The sequence below is a fragment of the Mesorhizobium delmotii genome, from assembly GCF_900149755.1.
Classification (GTDB): domain Bacteria; phylum Pseudomonadota; class Alphaproteobacteria; order Rhizobiales; family Rhizobiaceae; genus Mesorhizobium; species Mesorhizobium delmotii.
Window position 1 is genome coordinate 118,630 of record NZ_FUIG01000013.1, and the last position, 21,490, is coordinate 140,119.

General features: G+C 63.7%; 18 protein-coding genes. 10 read left to right on the plus strand and 8 right to left on the minus strand.

Annotated features, from left to right (window positions below):
* The first annotated feature begins 46 nt into the window (after positions 1-46).
* The 3 genes from BQ8482_RS02000 to BQ8482_RS02010 all read left to right on the plus strand — a co-directional run bounded on the left by BQ8482_RS02000 (position 47) and on the right by BQ8482_RS02010 (position 4,546).
* Positions 47-1,948, plus strand: a complete 1,902-nt coding sequence (locus BQ8482_RS02000; RefSeq protein ID WP_123146048.1) for an EB domain-containing protein — start codon at positions 47-49, stop codon at positions 1,946-1,948.
* Positions 1,949-2,264: 316 nt separating this feature from the next.
* Positions 2,265-2,942, plus strand: a complete 678-nt coding sequence (gene rpe, locus BQ8482_RS02005) for a ribulose-phosphate 3-epimerase (RefSeq protein ID WP_123146049.1) — start codon at positions 2,265-2,267, stop codon at positions 2,940-2,942.
* A gap of 224 nt (positions 2,943-3,166) precedes the next feature.
* Positions 3,167-4,546, plus strand: a complete 1,380-nt coding sequence (locus tag BQ8482_RS02010; RefSeq protein ID WP_244602595.1) for a malonyl-CoA decarboxylase — start codon at positions 3,167-3,169, stop codon at positions 4,544-4,546.
* A gap of 42 nt (positions 4,547-4,588) precedes the next feature.
* Here BQ8482_RS02010 and nagA read toward each other — a convergent pair whose 3' ends face one another.
* From nagA to BQ8482_RS02030, 4 genes are read right to left on the minus strand one after another with little or no spacing between them, the layout of a single operon-like run.
* Positions 4,589-5,767 carry an N-acetylglucosamine-6-phosphate deacetylase gene (nagA, locus tag BQ8482_RS02015; RefSeq protein ID WP_123146050.1) on the minus strand — a complete coding sequence of 393 codons (1,179 nt, stop codon included), beginning with the start codon at positions 5,765-5,767 and terminating at the stop codon, positions 4,589-4,591.
* The gene (locus BQ8482_RS02020) at positions 5,764-6,795 is read right to left on the minus strand and encodes an SIS domain-containing protein (RefSeq protein WP_123146051.1); all 1,032 of its coding nucleotides are present in this window, start codon (positions 6,793-6,795) and stop codon (positions 5,764-5,766) included. Before BQ8482_RS02020 ends, nagA begins: the two co-directional genes overlap by 4 nt.
* A complete protein-coding gene (locus BQ8482_RS02025; RefSeq protein WP_123146052.1) occupies positions 6,792-7,574 on the minus strand; it encodes a GntR family transcriptional regulator in 783 nt (260 codons plus the stop codon). Before BQ8482_RS02025 ends, BQ8482_RS02020 begins: the two co-directional genes overlap by 4 nt.
* Positions 7,571-8,452, minus strand: a complete 882-nt coding sequence (locus BQ8482_RS02030) for a glucosamine kinase nucleotide-binding domain-containing protein (protein ID WP_123146053.1) — start codon at positions 8,450-8,452, stop codon at positions 7,571-7,573. Before BQ8482_RS02030 ends, BQ8482_RS02025 begins: the two co-directional genes overlap by 4 nt.
* A 200-nt stretch (positions 8,453-8,652) precedes the next feature.
* Here BQ8482_RS02030 and BQ8482_RS02035 point away from each other — a divergent pair, with 200 nt between their 5' ends.
* The 7 genes from BQ8482_RS02035 (at position 8,653) to BQ8482_RS02065 (ending at position 15,429) form a co-directional block, all read left to right on the plus strand.
* Complete coding sequence (locus BQ8482_RS02035) at positions 8,653-9,609, plus strand: N-acetylmuramic acid 6-phosphate etherase (protein WP_123146054.1); 957 nt, start codon at positions 8,653-8,655, stop codon at positions 9,607-9,609.
* Between the two features lie 2 nt (positions 9,610-9,611).
* Complete coding sequence (locus BQ8482_RS02040) at positions 9,612-10,871, plus strand: ABC transporter substrate-binding protein (protein ID WP_123146055.1); 1,260 nt, start codon at positions 9,612-9,614, stop codon at positions 10,869-10,871.
* 235 nt (positions 10,872-11,106) lie between these two features.
* Positions 11,107-12,030, plus strand: coding sequence for a carbohydrate ABC transporter permease (locus BQ8482_RS02045; RefSeq protein ID WP_123146056.1), 924 nt, complete (start codon positions 11,107-11,109; stop codon positions 12,028-12,030).
* 8 nt (positions 12,031-12,038) lie between these two features.
* Positions 12,039-12,878 (plus strand): carbohydrate ABC transporter permease, encoded by an 840-nt coding sequence (locus tag BQ8482_RS02050; RefSeq protein ID WP_123146057.1) that lies wholly within the window; start codon positions 12,039-12,041, stop codon positions 12,876-12,878.
* On the plus strand, positions 12,875-13,351 hold the full coding sequence (locus tag BQ8482_RS02055; RefSeq protein ID WP_123146058.1) for a DUF4304 domain-containing protein: 477 nt from the start codon (positions 12,875-12,877) through the stop codon (positions 13,349-13,351). Before BQ8482_RS02050 ends, BQ8482_RS02055 begins: the two co-directional genes overlap by 4 nt.
* Positions 13,344-14,399 carry a Gfo/Idh/MocA family protein gene (locus BQ8482_RS02060; protein WP_123146059.1) on the plus strand — a complete coding sequence of 352 codons (1,056 nt, stop codon included), beginning with the start codon at positions 13,344-13,346 and terminating at the stop codon, positions 14,397-14,399. Before BQ8482_RS02055 ends, BQ8482_RS02060 begins: the two co-directional genes overlap by 8 nt.
* 31 nt (positions 14,400-14,430) lie before the next feature.
* Positions 14,431-15,429 carry an ABC transporter ATP-binding protein gene (locus BQ8482_RS02065; protein WP_123146060.1) on the plus strand — a complete coding sequence of 333 codons (999 nt, stop codon included), beginning with the start codon at positions 14,431-14,433 and terminating at the stop codon, positions 15,427-15,429.
* Positions 15,430-15,592: 163 nt separating this feature from the next.
* Here the strand turns inward: BQ8482_RS02065 and BQ8482_RS02070 are convergent, their stop codons facing one another.
* The 4 genes from BQ8482_RS02070 to deoC form a co-directional block, all read right to left on the minus strand.
* Positions 15,593-16,438, minus strand: coding sequence for a fumarylacetoacetate hydrolase family protein (locus tag BQ8482_RS02070; protein ID WP_123146061.1), 846 nt, complete (start codon positions 16,436-16,438; stop codon positions 15,593-15,595).
* A 167-nt stretch (positions 16,439-16,605) separates the two neighbouring features.
* Positions 16,606-17,337, minus strand: coding sequence for an SDR family oxidoreductase (locus BQ8482_RS02075; protein WP_123147318.1), 732 nt, complete (start codon positions 17,335-17,337; stop codon positions 16,606-16,608).
* Between the two features lie 185 nt (positions 17,338-17,522).
* Positions 17,523-19,895, minus strand: a complete 2,373-nt coding sequence (locus BQ8482_RS02080; RefSeq protein WP_123146062.1) for an aldehyde dehydrogenase family protein — start codon at positions 19,893-19,895, stop codon at positions 17,523-17,525.
* A gap of 232 nt (positions 19,896-20,127) precedes the next feature.
* Positions 20,128-21,192, minus strand: coding sequence for a deoxyribose-phosphate aldolase (gene deoC / locus BQ8482_RS02085; protein ID WP_123146063.1), 1,065 nt, complete (start codon positions 21,190-21,192; stop codon positions 20,128-20,130).
* Positions 21,193-21,490 lie beyond the last annotated feature (298 nt).

Consider the following 21,490-nt stretch of genomic DNA (forward strand, 5'->3'; position numbering starts at 1 on the left):
CAGTCGGCGACAAACTCCCTGAAGGAACATTTCAGGGAGAGAGAAGATGTCTTCAACCAAACATGTTTTGCGCAATACGGCGGCGACCGTTACCCTGATCGCAGCCGCGCTCGCCACCACGCCGGCCTTCGCCAAGCAGGCGAACATCAAGTCAATGTCATTCAACACCGAGAGCGCCAACACGACGATCCATGTCGGCTCGAGCGACAAGCAAAAATGGGACACGCTTAAGAGCGGCAACGTCCAGTTCTGGGGCCACATGAAGCTCAACACACGGTGGCCAGGTTATGTGCAGGATGTCGGCGTGGCGCTCGGCGTTTGTGGACCGGGCCAGTGCGGCGCGTTTCCGCCGATCTGGAGCACGTCACCTGTCAGCCGCGACTACGATCATCAGGAAAATTTCTACTTCGATCCCTCCATAATACCGCTGTCGTCGGACACCGGTATCGCCGTCGTGCCTTACGGCGACCAGATCATTGCCAGGTGCAACCAGCACCTCCAGCCCGATGGGCCGACAAAGTCTTACTCGTTCACGCACAGCTTCCATGCGAGCTTCTCGGCACTGACCGACACGGCGCTCGACATGGACAATGCGGTCAGCGAGGCCCAGGGCGGCAGCTGGCCCCATCCGCTGTACGACTCGCACTATGCCGAGCATGGATCGTTCGACGTCCAGGTTGTCTGCGACCCCGTCATCAAGCCGCCGGTTCAGGACGTCGCCAATGATTTCGGCGAATTCGACGTGGACAATGTCAAGCTGTTCCTGACCACCTACCAGTCGAACCAGACCGGCTCGACGCCCGGTACGGTCTGCCCGTCATTGAAGGTCACGAGCCGGGCGCAGGCCAACCAGGCCGGGCCTGTGTCGATGCGCATCTGGCGCCAGAAGAACGACGGGCCGATCACCTCCGAGGTGCAGCAGGCGTGGGCGTCATACGACGCTACCAAGAATGGCTATTTCGCCACCTATGAGAAATGGGAGGATGTCGGCGCCACCGCCTACTTCCAATACAAGACCGAGATCATCGGCAACGGTCCGTTCGAACCATTTGACGGCTGGAAGGACATCACCGTCCATTGCACCGGCGCGGGCGGGGGCGGCTTCACCGACGCACCTCAGGACAACCCCGAAAACCCGCCGGCGCATTCGGACTGGCAGGGAGAAGTCACTGTCTCGGACAGCGCTGGCTTCAAAAAATTCTGCCCGCGCAAGGGCCAGGTGGCGTTCGAGGTCGAACGCGATGCGCCGGGTGCGTTTCACTACCGCATCAGCTGCTCGAACGGCGCATTCTTCACCGGCACGACGGCCGCCTTCAACGATGGCGGTGTGTTCAAGGCGAGTGCCGCACACGAGCTCAGCATCGTCAGAACCCGCTCGATCCAGTGCACCCTGCAGGAGATCAAGCAGAACGGTTCGATCGCCACCGTCGACAACAGCAGCGAGGATTTTACCTGCATCAAGCGCAATTTTGATCCGCATGCCGATGGTCTGGCGGTCGATACGCGACCCAATCCCGGCAAACCGCAACTTCCGCCGATCGTCATCGATGCCGGCCGCACATGCCTGCCGAGCCAGAGGCTGATCCGTGGCAAATGCGTCGACAGGCCGCTCGTGGCTGCCTGCCGCAGCACCGAAAAGCGTATCAACGGCAAGTGCGTTGGGGTCAGCATCCACTGCCTGCCCGGTTACCATGAGGTCGGCCTGAAATGCGTGCCCAATGCAGTGATCGCCGACAGGTGCAAGCGCAACGAACAGCGCATCGACGGGAGATGCGTGCGCAAGCCCCCCATCATTATCGACTGCAAGCGCGGCTATCATCTGGTGGGCAAGGCATGCGTTAAGAACCCGCTGATCATCACCGCCTGCCGGGCAACCGAAAAACTGGTGCGTGGACACTGCGGGCCCAAGCAACCTGTGAAAAAACCCAATCTGCAAAAAGTGAAGTAAAGGCAGCGGCAAGGTCTTACTGCCACGACCGGCCAGGCCGCGGCATCCGGTGAACTGAAATCGCGACGCTTGAACAGGGAGAGAGGTGGCCGACGCTGCCTCTCTCCTTTGTGCAACAACCCATCTTTGTGCAACAACCCATCGGCGCCGGATTCCTGTCGACAAGCGGCGCTGAGACAATTAGAGCGACGTGCGTCCACTTGGACGCACAAAGTACGCTTTAAGGCTTTGAATCTTCGCTTCGTGTTTCCGAAAATCGATTCCGATTTTCGGGCCGATGCGGTAGGCGAAGGCGGGCCAAGAACGGGAAGCGAACATGGCTCACAAGACCCTGATCGCGCCATCTGTGCTGGCGTCGGATTTTTCGAAGCTCGGCGACGAGGTCGAGGCGGTAGCGGCGGCCGGCGCCGACTGGATCCATCTCGACGTCATGGACGGGCATTTCGTGCCCAACATCACCTTCGGTCCGCCGGTGATCAAGGCGATCCGCAACCGCACCAAGGCCTTCTTCGACTGCCATCTGATGATCGCGCCGGCCGATCCCTATCTGGAGGCCTTCGCCGAAGCCGGCTGCGACGGCATGACGGTGCATGCCGAGGCCGGGCCGCATCTCGACCGTTCGCTGCAGACGATCAGGGACCTCGGCAAGAAGGCCGGCGTGTCGCTCAACCCGGCGACGCCGGAAACGGCGATCGAATATGTGCTCGACCGGCTCGATCTGATCCTTATCATGACCGTCAATCCGGGTTTTGGCGGCCAGGCCTTCATTCCGGGGCTCGTCGACAAGGTGAAGCGGGTGAAAGCGCTGATCGGCAATCGGCCGATCCGGATCGAGATCGACGGCGGCATCTCGCCGCAAACAGCACCTTTGGTCACCGCCGCCGGCGCCAGCGTGCTGGTCGCCGGTGCAGCCATCTTCAAGGGCGGCAGCGTCGAAGCCTATCGGGCGAACATCGAGGCGATCAGGACAGCGGCCGACCGGGCTGCCGGCTGACGCTGCCGGCGTCGTTACCAGAACGCGCCGTCTCTTCAGCCGGTCAGGAATTCGTTGGCCGACGCCGGTGCGCTTGTGCTCGTGACATGCGGTCCCCCAGCCAAAAATGTCTTTGTCCATTTTTGGCAATTTTGTTGGTATATCAGAAACTACATCCATATTCTTTGTCTCACCCTCTTGCCTCTCTGGACCTTCCCGCAGGCTCCTCTTCGACGGTCGGATCGATGAACCGCAGCCCTTTCTTCGCTGACCTGCTGAACACCATCGCCGATCGCGGCCGGATGATGCTGAACCTCGTTCGCGGTGACGAGCCGGTTTCAGCCGACAGCCTGGCGCGTCTGTGCGCCCGTCTGCTTTCCAGTCAGGGCGAGGCATCGGGCGTCGCCTATGCAAGGGAAATCCTGGAGCGCTGGCGCACCCTCGGCGCCGACGGAAGGCTGGCTTTCCTGCATGTGCTGCGCGATCGTTTCGGCACTGATCATGCCAAGCTTGCCGCCGCGGTGGATGCCTATCGCGCCGAGCCTGACGATCGCTCGGCACTTGCCCTGCACGCCGCCGCCGAGCCGGCCAGGCAGGAGCTCCTGCGCCGCCTGAACCTGGCGCCCGGCGGCATCGAGACGCTGGTGCGCATGCGCGAGGATCTGCTTACCCGGCTGCCCACATCGCCCGATCTCGCCATCGTCGATGCCGATTTCACGCACCTCCTGTCGTCATGGTTCAACCGCGGCTTCCTGGTGCTGCGGCGGATCGACTGGTCGACGCCGGCCAACATCCTGGAAAAGATCATCCGCTACGAGGCGGTGCACGCCATCCACACCTGGGACGATCTGCGCCGCCGGATCGAACCCGACGACCGGCTCTGCTATGCGTTCTTTCATCCGCAACTCGGCGACGAGCCGCTGATCTTCGTCGAGGTCGCGCTCACCCGGGCGATGCCGACGACGATCGCCGAGCTGCTTGCCGACGAGCGGCCGCTGGTGCAGCCACGGCAGGCCACGACGGCGGTATTCTATTCCATCTCCAACTGCCAGGAGGGCTTGCGCGGCATCTCGTTCGGCAATTTCCTGATCAAGCAGGTGGTCGAGGACCTGCGCCGCGACCTTCCCGGCTTGACCGATTTCGTCACGCTGTCCCCGGTGCCGGGCTTTGCCCGCTGGCTGGCCGAGCAGGCTGAAACCATCCCCTCCGCCGCCGAAGTGTTAGACCTCGTCGCCGACGAGGGCTGGCATGCGAACGCTGCCGCGCGCGACCGCGCGGGCCAGGCCCTGCTTCCTCTTGCGGCACAGTATTTCCTCGAAGCCCGCACCGCTTCCGGCAAGGTGATCGATCCGGTCGCCCGGTTCCATCTCGGCAATGGCGCGCGGCTGGAGCGCATCGACCTTTTCGGCGACCTGTCGCCCCGCGCCCTGCGTCAGGCGCATGGCCTGATGGTCAATTATCGCTACAAGCTCGACGACATCGAGAAGAACCACGAGCTGTTCGCCGCCAGGAACGATGTGGCGGCCGCGCCCGCCGTGCGCCGCCTGCTCCCGAACCGGCGAGACCGGGCCGCGCCGCGGCTTCCGGCGCAAGCTCAGGGGATTGAGGACAAGAGGGACATATGAGCAACCCACCCGCTTCAGGCTGCGGGCCGAACGGCTGATACCTTAGGCGCCCTTTGCGACACCGGCCTCGAAAACCCTGTCGCCTTCTATCCAGACGCCCTTGACGTCCAATTCGTCCGACAGCGCAACGATATCGGCGGCGGTGCCGTTGGCGAACCGCCCGAGCCGGTGTGATTGGCCGATCGCCTGCGCCGGATAAAGCGAAGCCATGCGCAGCGCCTCCGACAGGTACAGTCCAACGACACGGTGGACGAAGCGCACGGCGGAGATCATGTCGAGGTCGGCGCCCGCCAGCGTCCCGTCGGCAAGCCGCAGGCTGCCCTCCTTGCGGTAGACGGTGCGGCCGTTCAGCGTGAACGACGTCATGTCGGTGCCGATCGTCGCCATGGCGTCGGTGACCAGGAAAATTTTTGCCGGGCCCTGCTTGGCGCGCAAAGCGATGGCCATGGTGGCTGGATCGACATGGATGCCGTCGGCGATGATGCCGGCAAACAATGTGCCTGTATCGATGGCAGCACCCGCCAACCCCGGCTCGCGGTTGCCGATCTGGCTCATGGCGTTGAACAGATGGGTGACCATTGTTGCGCCGGCATCGGCGAACGCGCGCGCCTTGGCATAGCCGGTGTCGGAATGGCCGAGGCTGACGACGATGCCGGCCTCGACGAGCCCCGAAACGCGCACGGTGTCGACGGATTCCGGCGCGATCGTGGTCAGCAGCACCGGCAGGGTTTTTCGCGTCGCAATCAGCATCGCCTGGTCGGAATCCAGCATCGGTCGGATCAGCGCTGGGTCATGCGCGCCCTTGCGGGCGATCGACAGATGCGGGCCTTCGAGATGCAGGCCCAAAAAGCCAGGCACCTTTTGCCTTGCGGCCTCCGCTCCGGCGGCAACCGCCGCTGCGGTGATGGCAGGCGTGTCGGTGATCAGCGTCGGCAACAGCGCGGTTGTACCGAACGGCGCGTGCGCCCGACAGATAGTTTCGATAGAGGCGACGTCGGGATGGTCGTTGAGCATAACGCCGCCGCCGCCATTGACCTGCAGGTCGATGAAGCCCGGCGCAAGCATGCCGCCGCCGGTTTCGATACGCTCGACGCCGGACGGAACGGCTCCGGTGGCAACGATGGCCTCGACGAGACCGTCTCGCACGACAAGGGCGGCGTCGTCGTGCCAGTCGTCGCCGTCAAAAATCCGGGCGCCAGTCAGGGCAAAACGGTCGCTCATATGGTTTCCGTCACCTTGCGAAGATTGGGCGGCGTGTCCGGATCGAGACCGCGATGACGGGCAAAGGCCTCGACGAAGCCATAGAAGGACACGATCAGCGCCAGCGGGTCGGTCAACGGATGGCCGGTGGCGACATGCGGCAGGTGCTGAGCGCTTTTCGCCTGGTCCGAAGTCACGAAGACGGCCGCACCCTTGGCCGCCAGGCTGTCGGCGGCCTCTGCGATCGATGGCTCGGAAGCATCGCGGGCGGCGAGCGCCAGCACCGGAAAATCCGGCCCGACCAGCGCCAGCGGGCCATGCATCACTTCGGCAGCACTATAGGCCTCGGCATGCATGGCGCAGGTTTCCTTGAATTTCAGCGCCGCTTCATTGGCGATCGCAGCGGACGGACCGCGACCGAGGATGAACAGCGATTTCGGCGTCTCCAACGCACCGGCCAGCGCCATCCAGTCGCAGGCGATCGCCTTGCGAAAATGCTCCGGCATGCGGGCAAGTGCTGCCAGAAGCTTATCGTCGCCGGTGCTATGCGCCATCAAGGCGAGGCCGGCGACGGCGGAATTGACGAAGGTCTTGGTCGCCGCAACGCTGCGTTCCGGGCCGGCGAGGATGTCGATCGCATAATCGGAGGCGCGCGCCAGCGGCGAATCGGTGGTGTTGGTGATGGCGACGGTCAGGGCACCGCCGGCTCTCGCGGCTTGCGCCATGGCGACGATGTCCGGGCTCTTGCCCGATTGCGAGATCGCCAGGCAGGCCGAGCCGGCCAGCTTGAGCTTGGCGCCGTAGATCGAAGCGATCGACGGGCCGATCGAGGCGACGGCGAGGCCGGCGGTCAGCTCGACGGCATATTTCATGAAGGTGGCGGCATGGTCGGAGGAGCCGCGCGCCACGGTGACGATGAAATGCGGATCGCGCTCGCGAATGCCGCGCCCGGCCTCGGTCAGCACCGCCGCCGAACCGTCGAGCAGGCGGGCAGTGGCTTCCGGGATCTCCTCGATCTCGCGCCGCATATGGGTGATCGTCGCGCTCATGGCCGGCCCTCTTCGCCCGGCCCGCTCAGCCGGAGTTCGGCGACGAAATCATAGGCGTCGCCCCTGTAGATCGAGCGGGTGAATTCGATCACCTTGCCGCTCGCCAGATAGGAAATACGCTCGATGTGCAGGCCGGCAATACCTGGCGGCACTTCGAGCAGCCGCGCGTCGTCGCCACCGAGATTAGCTGCGGAAATGCGCTGCACCGCCCGTACCGGCCGGAGGCCGGTGGTTTCCAGTGCAGCGTAGAGCGAGGACCCAATTCCTGCCGGGTCGGGCAGCACGCTGGCAGACAGTGCCGCGCGCTCGATCGCCAGCGGCGTATCGTTGGCAATGCGCAGGCGCGCCACCCGCGCCACCAGTTCGTTCGATGACAGGCCGAGCACCATCATCTCGTCCGGCGAGGGCGCATAGAGGCCGCGGTCGAGCCAGGCCGAACGCACCGCCATGCCGCGCCGCGCCATATCCTCGGTGAAAGACGTCAGCCGCGACAGCGACTGCTCGACGCGCTCCATCCGCGGTGCAACGAAGGTACCGGAGCCGTGGCGCTGGACGAGGATGCCGCCCTTGACCAGATCCTGGACCGCCTTGCGTACGGTGACGCGCGAAATGTCGGCCTTGCTGGCAATGTCGCGCTCGGACGGCAGCGCATCGCCCGGCCCGATCAGGCCGCGATTGACCGCGTCCTCGATGCTCTTCCTGAGCTGCAGATAGAGCGGCGCGCCGCTTTGCGACGACTGTTTCAGCGTGGCGAAAATCTGATCGGCGGCTTCGCTCATCGCGCCGCCTCCGTCGCACTCGAGAAAACACGGACCGCCATCTGCACCGCGCCGCCAAGCGCATCGTCGAGCGGCGGCTTCAGCAGCGCCCGATAACGCGCCGACAGGCGTGGTGCATAGAGCGGCGCCAGCCCGCCAAGCAGGCACAGCGGATCGTCGTCGCCGAGATCGAGCACGCCGAGTGCTGCCTCGACGTCGGCGACCGCCTTGTCGAGGATCCACTTTGCGACGACATCGCCCTTTTCGGCATGCTCGAAGACCTTCGGCGCGAAGCCGCCGAAATCGCCGGGCTTGGCGTTGGTGGTGAACTCGACCAAATCCTCGGGATTGTCGCGGAAGATGGCGAGCATGGCCTGCGTCAGCGGTGATCCCTGGCGAATGCCGTCATAGGCAAGCAGCGTCTGCTCGAGCAGGTCGCGGCCGATGCGGGCGCCGCTGCCCTGGTCGCCGACCTGGAATCCCCAGCCGCCGATGGCGCGCGACTTGCCATGTCTGCGCGCCATATAGGCGGTGCCGGTGCCGAGAATGGCCATGGCGCCGTCACCGGAGCCGACCGCGCCTTCCAGCGCGATCTCGGCGTCGGTCTCGACACGGCTGACGCTGAACGGCAGGATTGCTTCGAGCTGCTGCCTGTAGGTGCCGACATTGGCGCCGGCGAGGCCGAGGATGGCCGGGGTCTGCGGGATCAGTTCGGGGTCTTGTCCGGCGGCGACAAAGGCCTGCCGCGCCGCGTCGACGATGTTGGCCCTGGCGCCGGTTAGATCGGTGCGGATGTTGGCGGCGCCGCTCTTGGCGCGGCCAATGACGGTGCCCTCCACTGTTGCAAGGGCCGCCCTGCAGCTGGTGCCGCCGCCATCGATGCCAAGCACGAATTTCACACGATTTCTCCTCCGGGCGGATAATACCAATAAAATACCAATAGCCAAGGATTAATTTCCGTTTCAAAAAGATTAAGGCGTAGCCGATTGAAAAACCGCCGTATTTTGCCTGAACGGCGATTTCAGGGCAGGGAAGTCGCTAATGCGTGTGGACAAGTGGTATTTTTTTGGTATTGTTTTCTGGATTGGAGGGAAAGCGGATGGCCGAAACGCGCACCGAAGCGCTTCACCAGAATGCCGAGGGGCTGGACATCCAGGCTCCGGACGCAATCCTTTCCTCTTTGGCCAGCGCGCAGATCGAGGCCGCCAAGGCGGTGCGCGGCGCCATTCCCGCCATCGCCAAAGCAGCCGAGATCATCGCCAGCCGGCTGAACAGCGGCGGCAAGCTCGCTTACGCGGCAGCCGGCAGCTCGGGCCTGATGGCGCTGGCCGATGCGCTGGAACTGCCGGGTACCTTCGGCATTCAGCGCGACCGTATCGCCATCCTGATCGCCGGCGGCGACGATGCCTTCAAGACACTGGCCGGCGGGCCGGAGGACGACACCGAAGAAGCCTCGGCGGCGGTTGCCGCTGCCGGCATCGGCGAGGGCGACTGCCTGATCGCGGTCTCGGCCAGCGGCTCGACGCCCTATGCGGTCACGGCGATCGAGGACGCCCAGCGCCGGGGTGCGGCAACCATCGCCATCGCCAATAACAAGGATGCGCCGCTGCTTCGGCTGGCCGACATCGCCATACTGCTCGAAACGCCGCCGGAGCTGATCGCCGGCTCGACGCGCATGGGCGCCGGCACCGCCCAGAAGATCGCGCTCAACATGCTGTCGACGCTGGCCGCCATCCATCTTGGCCATGTCCATGACGGCTATATGGTCAATCTTATGGCCGACAACATCAAGCTGCGCGACCGCGCCGCCCGCATCGTCGCCGCGATCAGCGGGCGCGACAGGGACGCTGCGGCGCGCCTGCTCGAGAAGAGCTGCGGCGCCGTCAAGACCGCCATTCTGCTCGCCGCCGGCGCCGCCAGCGCCGATGCGGCCGAGAAGATACTGGAAGGGACCGGCCAGAAGCTGCGCCCGGCCCTTTCCGCGATTGAGGGGAGCATGAGGCAGAAAGCCTCTGTTCTCAAAACCGAACCTGAAAAAGGTCAACAGGGAGACTGAGCATGACAACGAAACTACTGACGGCACTTCTTCTCGGCACCAGCATTCTCGGCTCAGCCGGAATGGCCTATGCCCAGGACGTAACGCTCAACATCGAAAGCTGGCGCGGCGACGACCTTGCCATCTGGAAGGACAAGCTGATCCCGGCTTTTGAAGCCAAGAACCCCGGCATCAGGGTGGTGTTCGCGCCGTCGGCGCCGACCGAATATGACGCCGCACTCGGCGCCAAGCTCGCCGCCGGCTCGGCCGGCGACCTGATCACCTGCCGCCCGTTCGACAAGTCGCTGGAACTTTTCAAGAAGGGCAACCTCGCCGATCTGTCGGCGCTGCCGGGCATGGAGAATTTTTCCGACGTCGCCAAGGCCGCCTGGCAGACCGACGACGGCAAGGCGACCTTCTGCGTGCCGATGGCTTCGGTCATCCACGGCTTCATTTACAACAAGGACGCCTTCGACCAGCTCGGCATCAAGGTGCCGACCACCAATGAGGAGTTCTACGCCGCGCTCGACAAGATCAAGGCCGACGGCACCTACATCCCGATGGCGATGGGCACCAAGGACCTCTGGGAAGCCGCGACCATGGGCTACCAGAACATCGGCCCGAACTACTGGAAGGGCGAGGAAGGCCGCACCGCGCTGATCAAGGGCGAGCAAAAACTGACCGACCCGCAGTGGGTCGCGCCCTTTGCCGAACTCGCCAAATGGAAGCCCTATCTCGGCGACGGCTTTGAGGCACAGACCTATCCGGACAGCCAGAACCTGTTCACGCTTGGCCGCGCCGCCATCTACCCTGCCGGCTCGTGGGAGATCGCGCTGTTCAACACCCAAGCCCAGTTCAAGATGGGCGCATTCCCGCCGCCGGTGCAGAAGGCCGGCGACACCTGCTATATCTCCGACCACACCGACATCGGCATGGGCCTCAATGCGGCGTCCAAGAACGCCGACGCGGCCAAGACCTTCCTGTCCTGGGTCGCCTCGCCGGATTTTGCCACCATCTACGCCAATGCGCTGCCGGGCTTCTTCAGCCTGAACAACACGCCGGTGAAGATGGAAGACCCGCTGGCCCAGGAATTCGTCTCCTGGCGCGACAAGTGCAAGTCGACGATCCGCTCGACTTACCAGATCCTGGGCCGCGGTACGCCGAACCTCGAAAACGAGACATGGGTTGAATCGGCTAACGTCATCAACGGCACCGATACGCCGGAAGCTGCCGCAAAGAAACTGCAGGACGGCCTCGACAGCTGGTATAAGCCGGCGAAGTAAGAGTGCGGCGAAGCGCTATCTCCCCCCTCGAGGGGGAGATGTCGCCGAAGGCGACAGGGGTGAAAGCAGGCTGCGACCTGATAGTTGCTGGAAAGCACGATCGAAACCGCGATGGCGCACTGCCTTGGCCGACCCCACCCGCCTCGCTTCGCGAGGCACACTCCCCTCGAGGGGGAGGGAGGCGCCGCGCCCTTTGGCGGCAATTGCAAGAACCTGATCGGCGGGGACCGAACGCATGGCCGCAGCACCGAAACGACCGTTCCGCTGGCACATCGGCGTCTTTCTGGCGCCGGCAGTGCTGGTCTATACGGCGATCATGATCCTGCCGCTGGCCGGCACGCTGCAGCTCTCCTTGTTCCGCAACATCGACCAGTCCCAAGTCTTCGTGGGACTGGCAAACTTCCGCACGCTGTTCGGCGATCCTAACTGGTCCGTGGGCTTCTGGAACGCTCTGCGGAACAATGTCTGGTTCTTCATAATCCACATGCTGGTGCAGAACCCGATCGGCGTCCTGCTGGCCGCACTTCTGTCCAGCCCGAGGCTGAGATTCTCCGCCTTCTACCGTACGGCGATCTTCGTGCCGACGATCCTGTCCTTCGTCATCGTCGGCTTCGCCTGGAAGCTGATCCTGTCGCCGCTATGGGGCGTGGCGCCGAACCTGATGGATCTCGTCGGCCTCAAAAGCCTGTTCACGCCGTGGCTAGGCAAGGAGCAATTTGCGCTGACCACGCTCAGCCTGATCTCGGTGTGGCAGTTCGTCGGCATCCCGATGATGCTGATCTATGCGGCACTGCTGTCTATCCCCGACGAGGTGATCGAGGCGGCCGAATGCGACGGCATCACCGGCATGTCGCAATTCTGGAAGATCAAACTGCCGCTGATCCTGCCGTCGATCGGCATCATCTCGATCCTGACCTTCGTCGGCAATTTCAACGCCTTCGACCTGATCTACACCGCGCAAGGCGCGCTGGCCGGCCCGAATTATTCGACCGATATCCTCGGCACTTTCCTCTACCGCGCCTTCTTCGGTTTCCAGCTGCAAATCGGCGATCCCAACATGGGCGCGGCGATCGCCACGATGATGTTCCTGATCATCCTTGGCGGCGTCTGCGTCTACCTCTTCCTCGTCCAGACGCGCCTGCGTCGCTATCAGTTTTGAGGCGTAAGATGAGCACGGCAACCCATTCCCTGCCCCGCACCATCGGCGCCCATGCGGTGCTGTTGACCTACACAGTGATCGCGCTGTTTCCGGTGATCATCGTCATCATGAATTCGTTTAAATCCCGCGCGGGCATCTTCGGTGCGCCGCTGGCGCCGCCGACCCCGAAAACCTTCGACCTGATCGGCTACACCACTGTCATCGGGCAGGGCGACTTCATCCACTATTTCCAGAACAGCCTTGTCGTCACCGTCGCCTCGCTGTTCTTCGTGCTGCTGTTCGGTGCGATGGCGGCGTTCGCGCTGTCGGAATACCGGTTCCGCGGCAATTCCATGATGGGGCTTTACCTGGCGCTCGGCATCATGATCCCGATCCGCCTCGCCACCGTCGCCATCCTGCAGCTGATGGTGACGAGCGGGCTGGTCAATACGCTGACGGCGCTGATCCTGGTCTACACTGCGCAAGGCCTGCCGCTTGCCGTCTTCATCCTGTCGGAATTCATGAAACAGGTGTCGGACGATCTGAAGAATGCCGGGCGCATCGACGGTCTTTCCGAATACACCATCTTCTTCCGGCTGGTGCTGCCGCTGGTAAGGCCATCGATGGCGACTGTCGCCGTCTTCACCATGATCCCGATCTGGAACGACCTGTGGTTTCCGCTGATCCTGGCGCCGTCGGAGGAAACCAAGACGGTGACGCTCGGCGCCCAGCTGTTCCTCGGCCAGTTCGTCACCAACTGGAACGCGATTCTGGCCGCGCTGTCGCTGGCGATCATGCCGGTGCTGATCCTCTACGTCATCTTCTCGCGGCAGCTGATCCGCGGCATTACTTCCGGAGCCGTCAAATGAGTGATGGTCGAGAGATTATCGTACAGGCCCTTGTCGAGACAGCGAGCCGCTATGGATTTCGAGGCGTTCGCGCCACGAATTTCTACCGCGAATGGCCGGAGACCATCTGCTTGCTAAACCTTCAGAAGTCTTCCTGGGGGCCGCAGTTCTATATGAACGCCGCAGTCTGGTTTACGCGGCTTGGGAAGGAACGCCGGCCGAAAGAATACAACTGTCACATTCGTTGGCGCGTCAATCCCCAGATGGAAGACGAGCAGTCGAAGGCGTTCACCCTGGCGCTCAATCTTGAGCATCCCTTGCCTGACGATCAGAGGCTTTCACTGATTAAGGACGGAGTCGATGGCTATGGCTTCCGACTTTTATCCCGCAGTGACAGCGAGGCAGCGGCTTTGCGGGTCGCAGATGAATGCGAGCCACAAGTGATGGTGGCACTTGTGGCCCGCAAGCAAGAAAAGGCAGATCGAGATGGCTGAACCTCTTCGCGTAGTCGTTGCCGGGCTCGGCAATATGGGCCGCAGCCATGCGCTGGCCTATCACACCAATCCGGGCTTCGAGATCGCCGCGCTGGTCAACCGCTCGGATGTGCCGCTGCCGGCCGGGCTTTCCGGCTATAGCATCAGGCGCTCCTTCGACGAGGCGCTGCGCGACGAAAAACCTGATGTCGCCTGCATCGCCACCTATTCCGACAGCCATGCCGACTATGCGGTCAAGGCGTTCGAGGCCGGCTGCCATGTCTTTGTCGAAAAGCCGCTGGCGACGACGGTGGCGGACGCCAAACGCGTGGTCGCGGCGGCCAAGGCCAACGGCAGAAAACTGGTGATCGGCTACATCCTGCGCCATCACCCGTCCTGGATCAGGCTGATCGCCGAGGCGCGAAAACTGGGCGGCCCCTACGTGTTCCGCATGAACCTCAACCAGCAATCCTCAGGCCATAGCTGGGAGACGCACAAGCAGTTGATGCAGACGACATCGCCGATCGTCGATTGCGGCGTGCATTATCTCGACGTGATGCTGCAGATCACCGACGCGAGGCCGGTCGAGGTGCGCGGCATGGGGCTGAGGCTGACCGACGAGATCGCGCCCACGATGTACAATTACGGGCACCTGCAGGTGCTGTTCGACGACGGTTCGGTCGGCTGGTACGAGGCCGGCTGGGGGCCGATGATCTCGGAGACGGCCTTTTTTGTGAAGGACGTGATCTCGCCCAATGGCTGCGTGTCGATCGTCATGAAGGAGGGCGTCAAATCCGACGACATCGACACCCACACCAAGACCTCGACCATCCGCCTGCACAATGCGGCGACCGGCGCAGACGGCAAGTTCGCCAAGCCGGATGAGATGCTGTCGATGGAGGGCGAACCCGGCCATCAGGATCTCTGTGACCGCGAACAGGCTTTTCTGCTCAAGGCGATCCGCGAGGATCTGGATCTGACCCGCCATATGGACGACGCGGTGAAGTCGCTCGCCGTCTGCCTTGCCGCCGACGAGAGCGTGCGCAGCGGCGCCCCAATCAGACTCTAGACCAGTCAAACTCTAGAACAGGAACGAAGCCGTGGGCTCGCTGAACATCGAAAATGTGAAGAAGGCCTTTGGGCCGGTCGAGGTGCTGAAGGGCATCAACCTCGAAGTGACCGATGGCGAATTCGTCGTCTTCGTCGGCCCCTCCGGCTGCGGAAAATCGACGCTGCTCAGGGTCATCGCCGGGCTGGAGGATTCGACGTCGGGGCGTGTGGTGATCGACGGCGCGGATGTCTCCGCAACCCCGCCGGCCAAACGCGGCATCGCCATGGTGTTCCAGACCTATGCGCTCTACCCGCATCTGACGGTGAAGAACAATATGGGCCTCGGCCTCAAGCAGGCGGGCACGCCGGCGGCCGAGATCGACCGCCGCATCGGCATCGCCTCCTCGATGCTGTCGCTGGAGCCCTATCTCGCAAGGCGGCCGGCCGAGCTTTCCGGCGGCCAGCGCCAGCGCGTCGCCATCGGCCGCGCCGTGGTGCGTGAACCCAAGCTTTTCCTGTTCGACGAGCCTTTGTCCAACCTCGATGCCGCACTGCGCGTCAACACCAGGCTGGAGATTGCGCAACTGCATCGCCGGCTGAAGGCGACGATGATCTACGTCACTCACGACCAGGTCGAGGCGATGACGCTGGCCGACAAGATCGTCGTGCTCAACGCGGGAAAGATCGAACAGATCGGTGGGCCGATGGAACTCTACAATTCGCCGGCGAATGAATTCGTCGCCGGCTTCATCGGCTCGCCGAAGATGAATTTCGTCGACGGCGCCAGGCTTGGCGAAACGGCCAGGACCATCGGCGTCCGTCCCGAGCACCTGACCGTCGATGCGAAATCCGGCGCCTGGAAGGGTACGGTCGTCCATGCCGAGCATCTCGGCGCAGACACCAACCTTTATCTCGACTGCGAGAAGGCCGGGCTGATCACCGTGCGCATTTTTGGCGTCTACAACGCAGAGCCCGGCGCTACGCTCTACGCGACGCCGGATCCGGCAAGGACGTATCGGTTTGGAGCGGATGGGAAGGTGCTGAAGTAGCGCCTCCCTTTTTCCTTCTCCCCTTGTGGGAGAAGGTGGATCGGCGCGCAGCGCCGAGACGGAAGAGGGGTGTTGGACGGAGTGCCGTCTGTGCCAGCTGGAGCACCCCTCATCCGACCGCTTCGCGGCCACCTTCTCCCACAAGGGGAGAAGGCCGACGCCGCTACTCGTCCGCCTTGAACGTCTGCTTCTGCATGCCCAGCCCTTCGATGCCGAGCTCGACGACGTCGCCGGGCTTCAGGAACACCGGCGGCTTCATGCCGAGGCCGACGCCGGGCGGTGTGCCGGTCGAGATGATGTCGCCAGGATGCAGCGACATGAACTGGCTGAGATAGGAAACCAGGTAGGCGACGCCATAGACCATGGTCTTGGTCGAGCCGTTCTGCATCGTCTTGCCGTTGACCTTCAGCCACATCGGGATGTTCTGCGGGTCCTTGACCTCGTCCTTGGTCACCAGCCACGGGCCGATCGGCCCGAACGTGTCGCAGCTCTTGCCCTTGGTCCACTGGCCCTGGCGCTCGGCCTGGAAGGCGCGCTCGGAAACGTCGTGCGCGACGCAATAGCCGGCGACATAGTCCAGCGCCTCGGCCTCGGTGACGTATTTGGCTTTTCTGCCGATGACCACGCCAAGCTCGACTTCCCAGTCGGTCTTGACCGATCCGCGCGGGATCAGCACATCGTCGTCAGGCCCGACGATGGCCGAGCTTGCCTTCATGAAAATGATCGGCTCCGGCGGCACGATGGCGCCGGTCTCGGCGGCATGGTCGGAATAGTTGAGGCCGATGCAGATGAATTTGCCGGTGCCGGCGACGCAGGCGCCGATGCGCGGCTTGCCGGAAACCGCCGGCAACGATTGCGGATCGAGCTTCGACAATGTCTCAAGCGATGCCGGGTCGAGCGCCTTGCCGGCAATGTCGGTGACATGGGCGGAGAGGTCTCGGATTGTCCCATCCGCATCGAGCAGGCCGGGGCGCTCGCTCCCCGCCTCGCCATAGCGCAGCAATTTCATGCGATTTTTCTCCCAGTTGCGACCAGAGGCCGTTTGCAAATTCGCTCCGCTGAGGCGAATGGCGTGGTTTCGAGAAACCGGAGCGGAGCGTACTTAAAGTACGAGAGCCTGGGCAAGCGCAGAAAACCGCGTCAGCGCCCGACGGAGCAGAGTTTTCAAATGGCCTCTTAGATCGACCAGCCACCGTCGATATTATAAGCCTGTCCCGACGTATAGGTGGCGCCGGCCAGATAGACGGCGAGATCGGCGATTTCCTCGGGCGTGCCGAGGCGGCCCATCGGCTGGCGGGCGATGAAGGCGGCGCGGGCTGCCTCGTAGTCGCCCTGCGCATGCATGCGGTCCTCCAGCGACGGGCTTTCGACCGTGCCGGGGCAGATGGCATTGCAGCGTATGCCCTTGCCGACATAGTCGGCGGCGACCGATTTGGTCAGGCCGATGACGGCAGCCTTGGTCAGTCCATAGACGAAGCGGTTCGGCACGCCCTTGGTCGAACCGGCCAGCGACGCCATGTTGATGATCGAGCCATCGCCGCGCTCCAGCATGCCGGGCAGCACGGCGCGGATGGTGCGGATCATCGAGCGAACGTTGAGATCATAGGCAAAGTCGAGGTCGGCGTCCTTCATCTCGAGGATCGAGCCCGAATGGACGAAGCCGGCGCAGTTGAACAGCACATCGACGACGCCGATCTCGGCAAAGGCGGTTTCAACCGCGTCGTCGTTCAGCACGTCGAGCTTGCGGGTCTTGATGCCAGCCGTCTTGCCGAGTTCGGCGAGCATCACCTCGTTGATGTCGGTGGCGTGGACGATAGCGCCTGCCTTGGCGAAAGCCAGCGCGCTCGCCCGGCCGATGCCTTGCGCCGCCGCCGTGACGACAACGATCTTGCCTGCCAGATCCGCCATGCTTTTCTCCTCTGTGGCCGCCCGGTTTTTACCGGCACGCGGCCAAGGCGCAATGTGCCAGATAGGCACAATCATGCCGCCTGTATCGCTGTTTGCTTGGGCAAATGTTTTTTCTCGGTAAAGAACATCTTTTGGCCCGTCAAGCCCGAACGCTTCTCGTCCGACGCAGCGCGCAAGGCGACCGCTCAGTCGCCGTAGGGCACCCAGACGTTCTTGACCTCGACGGCACGGCGCAGGAAGGCATCGCCGGCGGCCTCGGTCGACGCCCAGTCGAGGCTGCGGCCGTTGCCGGTCCAGACGCGCTTGAGATTGCCGACAGAGTCGGCTTCGGCCTTGGCGCAGGTCTCGGCATCGGCGAACAGCCAGAGCCCGTCGACATCGTCGTGCTTGGCCAGCACGCCGGCGAGCTCGGCGCTGCGGCCGGTGACGATGTTGATGGCGCCGGCCGGGACGTCGGAATATTCGATGACCTGGTAGAGATCGGTGGCAAGCAGCGGATATTTTTCCGACGGCACCGCGACGACGGTGTTGCCCATGGCGAGCGCCGGCGCCACCAGCGAGATCAGGCCGAGCAAAGGCGCATTGTCGGATGCCACTATGCCGATGACGCCGACCGGCTCGTGCAGCGCCAAGGTGACGGCGCGGGCCGGCGGCTGGTGGACACGGCCCTCGAACTTGTCGGCCAGGCCGGCATAGAGGAACAGCCGCTCGATCGACATCTCGACCTCTTCGCGCGCCGCCTTGGCGGTGGCGCCGGTAAGCTCCGTGAGACGCGCCGCAAATTCGCCCGCGCGGCCGGACAGGTTCTCGGCCAGATAGTAGAGCACCTGGCTGTGGTTGTAGGCGGTCGCTTCCGGCCAGGCTTTGCAGGCACGTGCAGCAGCGACGGCGTCACGGATATCCTTGCGGCTGCCGAGACCGACCTCGCCGGCAAGCTTGCCCTTGGCGGTGGCGACGGCAAGCGAATAATTGCCGTCCGGCCTGACCTGCTTGCCGCCGATGAACAGTTTTGCCGTGCGATCGATAGTGTCGCCTTCGACCTGCTCGATAGGTTGGGCCGTAGCCGCTGCCGGCTTGACGACAGGGCCGAGCGGCAGTTTGGCCGAGAGATATTCGAACATGCCCTCGCGCCCGCCTTCGCGGCCAAAACCGCTTTCGCGGTAGCCGCCGAAGCCGCAGGCGGCGTCGAACATATTGGTGCCGTTGACCCAGACGACACCGGCCTTCAGTTGCGGCGCGACGTGCAGCGCGAGGTTGATGTTCTCGCTCCACACCGAAGCGGCCAGGCCGTAGCGCGTGTTGTTGGCGAGCTCGATCGCTTCCTCGGTGTTGCGGAAGGTCATGGTCGCCAGCACTGGGCCGAACACCTCCTCCTGCGCCAGGATGTTGGCCGGCGAAACGCCTGTTGCCAGCGTCGGCAGGTGATAATAGCCGGAAGCCGGCAGCGCCACATCCGGCTGCCAGCAGACGGCGCCCTGCTTTGCGCCTGCGGCGACCAGACCCCTGACGCGATCGAGCTGGGTCAGGTCGACCAGCGGGCCGATGTCGGTGTTCTTGTCGAGCGGGCTGCCGACGCGCAAACGGCCCATCCGTGTCTTGACCTTGGCGATGAAGGCATCTGCGATGCCTTCCTGCACCAAAAGGCGCGAGCCGGCGCAGCAGACCTGGCCCTGGTTGAACCAGATGCCGTCGACCAGTCCCTCGACGGCGCTGTCGAGATCGGCGTCCTCGAAGACGACGAAGGCCGACTTGCCGCCGAGCTCCAACGACAGTTTCTTGCCCGAGCCGGCGGTGGCTTTGCGGATGATCTTGCCGACCTCGGACGAGCCGGTGAAGGCGATCTTCTGGACGCCGGGATGATTGACGATGGCCGCGCCCGCCTCCGGCCCGCCCTGGACGATGTTGACGACACCCTTCGGCACGCCGGATCGTTCGCAGATCTCGGCGAACAGGATGGCGGTAAGCGGCGTGAATTCGGCCGGCTTGAGCACCACGGTACAGCCGGCGGCGAGCGCCGGCGCGATCTTCCAGGCCAGCATCAAAAGCGGGAAGTTCCACGGGATGATCTGGCCGACGACGCCGACACCCTTATGGCCGGGGAAATCCCTGTCCAGCGCCTGCGCCCAGCCGGCATGATGGATGAAATGGCGGATGGCCAGCGGCACGTCGATGTCGCGGCTTTCGCGGATCGGCTTGCCGTTGTCGATCGATTCCAGCACCGCAAACAGCCGCTGGTGGCGCTGCATGGCGCGGCCGATGGCGTAGAGCACTTTGGCTCGGCTGTAGCCGGTGGATGCGGCCCATTTCGGCAGCGCTTTGGCGGCGGCCGAAACCGCCGCGTCGATATCGACAGCGCCGGCATCCGAGACCTTGGCCAGCAATTTTCCCGAAGACGGGTCGCTGGTATCAAAAGTCTTGCCGCCGCCGGCTGCTTTCCAGTCGCCGCCGATGAACAGCGCTTTGGAAAAATCGCGCGCAGCAAGCCAGGCATCGGCCTCATTGCGGGCCTCCGGCGCCGGGCCGTATTCCATGGCGTGATAGCGTTCGAGAATGTTCATGGAGCGCTCCCGATAGTCGTCTTGGTGGGCGTTCCGTGGCGCCCCCCTCTGTCCTGCCGGACATCTCCCCCACGAGGGGGGAGATTGGCCTTCATCTTTGATTTCGCCAACGGCCAACCTCGAAAAAAGAGGCGCCGTCGGCGAAACAGCCGATCTCCCCCCAAGTGGGGGAGATGTCCGGCAGGACAGAGGGGGACGCCGCGGAACTCGACTTTCAAGACCTTCACCCGCTTCACGCCATCGCGTGGCGATGATTGGCCGAATAGTGACCGGTCAGATGATGTTCGAGCTGGCGCTCGATGTCGGTCAAAAGGCTGGACGCGCCGAAGCGGAACAGGTCCGGCTCCAGCCACCGCCGGCCAAGCTCTTCCTTCATCAGCACCAGCCAATCGAGCGACGCCTTCGCGGTCGAAATGCCGCCGGCCGGCTTGAAGCCGATGAGGTAGCCGGTCTCCTCGAAATAGGCGCGGATGGCGCGCACCATGGCAAGCCCGACCGGCAGCGTCGCGTTGACGCTTTCCTTGCCGGTCGAGGTTTTTATGAAATCGGCGCCGGCCATCATCGCCACCATCGACGCCAGCATGACGTTGCGCAGCGTGGCGAGGTCGCCGGTGCCGAGGATGACCTTGAGGTGCGCCTCGCCGCAGGCGGCCCGCATCGAGACGATCTCGTTATAAAGTTCCTGCCATTTCGCTGCGAATACCAGGCCACGCGGAATGACGACGTCGATCTCGTCGGCGCCGTCGCTCACCGACGCTTCGATCTCCTGCAGACGTGTGGAAAGCGGGGTGAGGCCATGCGGGAAAGCGGTGGATACGGCGGCGACATGGATGCCGCTGCCGCGCAGCGCATCGACGGCCGTGGCGACGAAGGGGTGATAGACGCAGACCGCCGCCGGGCGGATCTTTTCACCAGTGATGCCGAGGCCTTCGACGATGTCGCGGCGGAACGGATTGACCGCCTTGGCGCAGAGCCGGCGCACGCGCTCGTCGGTGTCGTTCGAGTTCAGCGTGGTCAGGTCCATGCAGGCGACGGCGCGCAGCAGCCAGGCGGCCTGGTTGTCGGCCTTGATCGAGCGCCGCTTGGTCAGGCTGGCGACACGCCGTTCCAGCGCCGAGCGGTTGACGCTGCGCATCGATTCCATGAAGCCGAGATCCAGCTTCATGCCGGGATTGCGGGCAATGCCGTGCGCTTGCGGCGTCGGCGCGTTGGCGGCGGTGCGCGCCGGCAGCGGCGTGATCTTGGAAGGTCCCAATCTGTCGGCACTAAGATCGGCTTCGCGGATTGTGCTGCTCATCTCCTGCCCCTTTGTTCAGCGACGTCCACCGAGAATAGCCCGTGAAGCAGCGCTTCACGAGTCCTTCAGGCGGTCATAGCGGAAAAAGCCTGCTGTGACATCAGCCGAAGAGCGCGGCTCTGGGGATTAGTCTAGCCACAGGCCACCATGCCTTCGTCATCCCAGGGCGGAGCAGGAGCGAAGCGACGTCGCGGAGACCCTGGATCCATGCCGTTACCTCAGAGCGTCACGACGGGTGCAGAACCTTTGATGGCGGCGGGACAGCGCCCCCCTCTGTCCTGCCGGACATATCCCCCAC

Excerpts from the sequence above, each read along its gene's own strand:
- BQ8482_RS02000 (WP_123146048.1), top strand. The coding sequence starts at position 47 with ATGTCTTCAACCAAACATGTTTTGCGCAATACGGCGGCGACCGTTACC.
- deoC (WP_123146063.1), bottom strand. The coding sequence starts at position 21,192 with ATGAGCAGCACAATCCGCGAAGCCGATCTTAGTGCCGACAGATTGGGA.
- BQ8482_RS02070 (WP_123146061.1), bottom strand. The coding sequence starts at position 16,438 with ATGAAATTGCTGCGCTATGGCGAGGCGGGGAGCGAGCGCCCCGGCCTG.
- BQ8482_RS02060 (WP_123146059.1), top strand. The coding sequence starts at position 13,344 with ATGGCTGAACCTCTTCGCGTAGTCGTTGCCGGGCTCGGCAATATGGGC.
- BQ8482_RS02020 (WP_123146051.1), bottom strand. The coding sequence starts at position 6,795 with ATGAGCGCGACGATCACCCATATGCGGCGCGAGATCGAGGAGATCCCG.
- BQ8482_RS02035 (WP_123146054.1), top strand. The coding sequence starts at position 8,653 with ATGGCCGAAACGCGCACCGAAGCGCTTCACCAGAATGCCGAGGGGCTG.
- BQ8482_RS02045 (WP_123146056.1), top strand. The coding sequence starts at position 11,107 with ATGGCCGCAGCACCGAAACGACCGTTCCGCTGGCACATCGGCGTCTTT.
- BQ8482_RS02055 (WP_123146058.1), top strand. The coding sequence starts at position 12,875 with ATGAGTGATGGTCGAGAGATTATCGTACAGGCCCTTGTCGAGACAGCG.
- nagA (WP_123146050.1), bottom strand. The coding sequence starts at position 5,767 with ATGAGCGACCGTTTTGCCCTGACTGGCGCCCGGATTTTTGACGGCGAC.
- rpe (WP_123146049.1), top strand. The coding sequence starts at position 2,265 with ATGGCTCACAAGACCCTGATCGCGCCATCTGTGCTGGCGTCGGATTTT.
- BQ8482_RS02050 (WP_123146057.1), top strand. The coding sequence starts at position 12,039 with ATGAGCACGGCAACCCATTCCCTGCCCCGCACCATCGGCGCCCATGCG.
- BQ8482_RS02025 (WP_123146052.1), bottom strand. The coding sequence starts at position 7,574 with ATGAGCGAAGCCGCCGATCAGATTTTCGCCACGCTGAAACAGTCGTCG.
- BQ8482_RS02010 (WP_244602595.1), top strand. The coding sequence starts at position 3,167 with ATGAACCGCAGCCCTTTCTTCGCTGACCTGCTGAACACCATCGCCGAT.
- BQ8482_RS02075 (WP_123147318.1), bottom strand. The coding sequence starts at position 17,337 with ATGGCGGATCTGGCAGGCAAGATCGTTGTCGTCACGGCGGCGGCGCAA.
- BQ8482_RS02040 (WP_123146055.1), top strand. The coding sequence starts at position 9,612 with ATGACAACGAAACTACTGACGGCACTTCTTCTCGGCACCAGCATTCTC.
- BQ8482_RS02080 (WP_123146062.1), bottom strand. The coding sequence starts at position 19,895 with ATGAACATTCTCGAACGCTATCACGCCATGGAATACGGCCCGGCGCCG.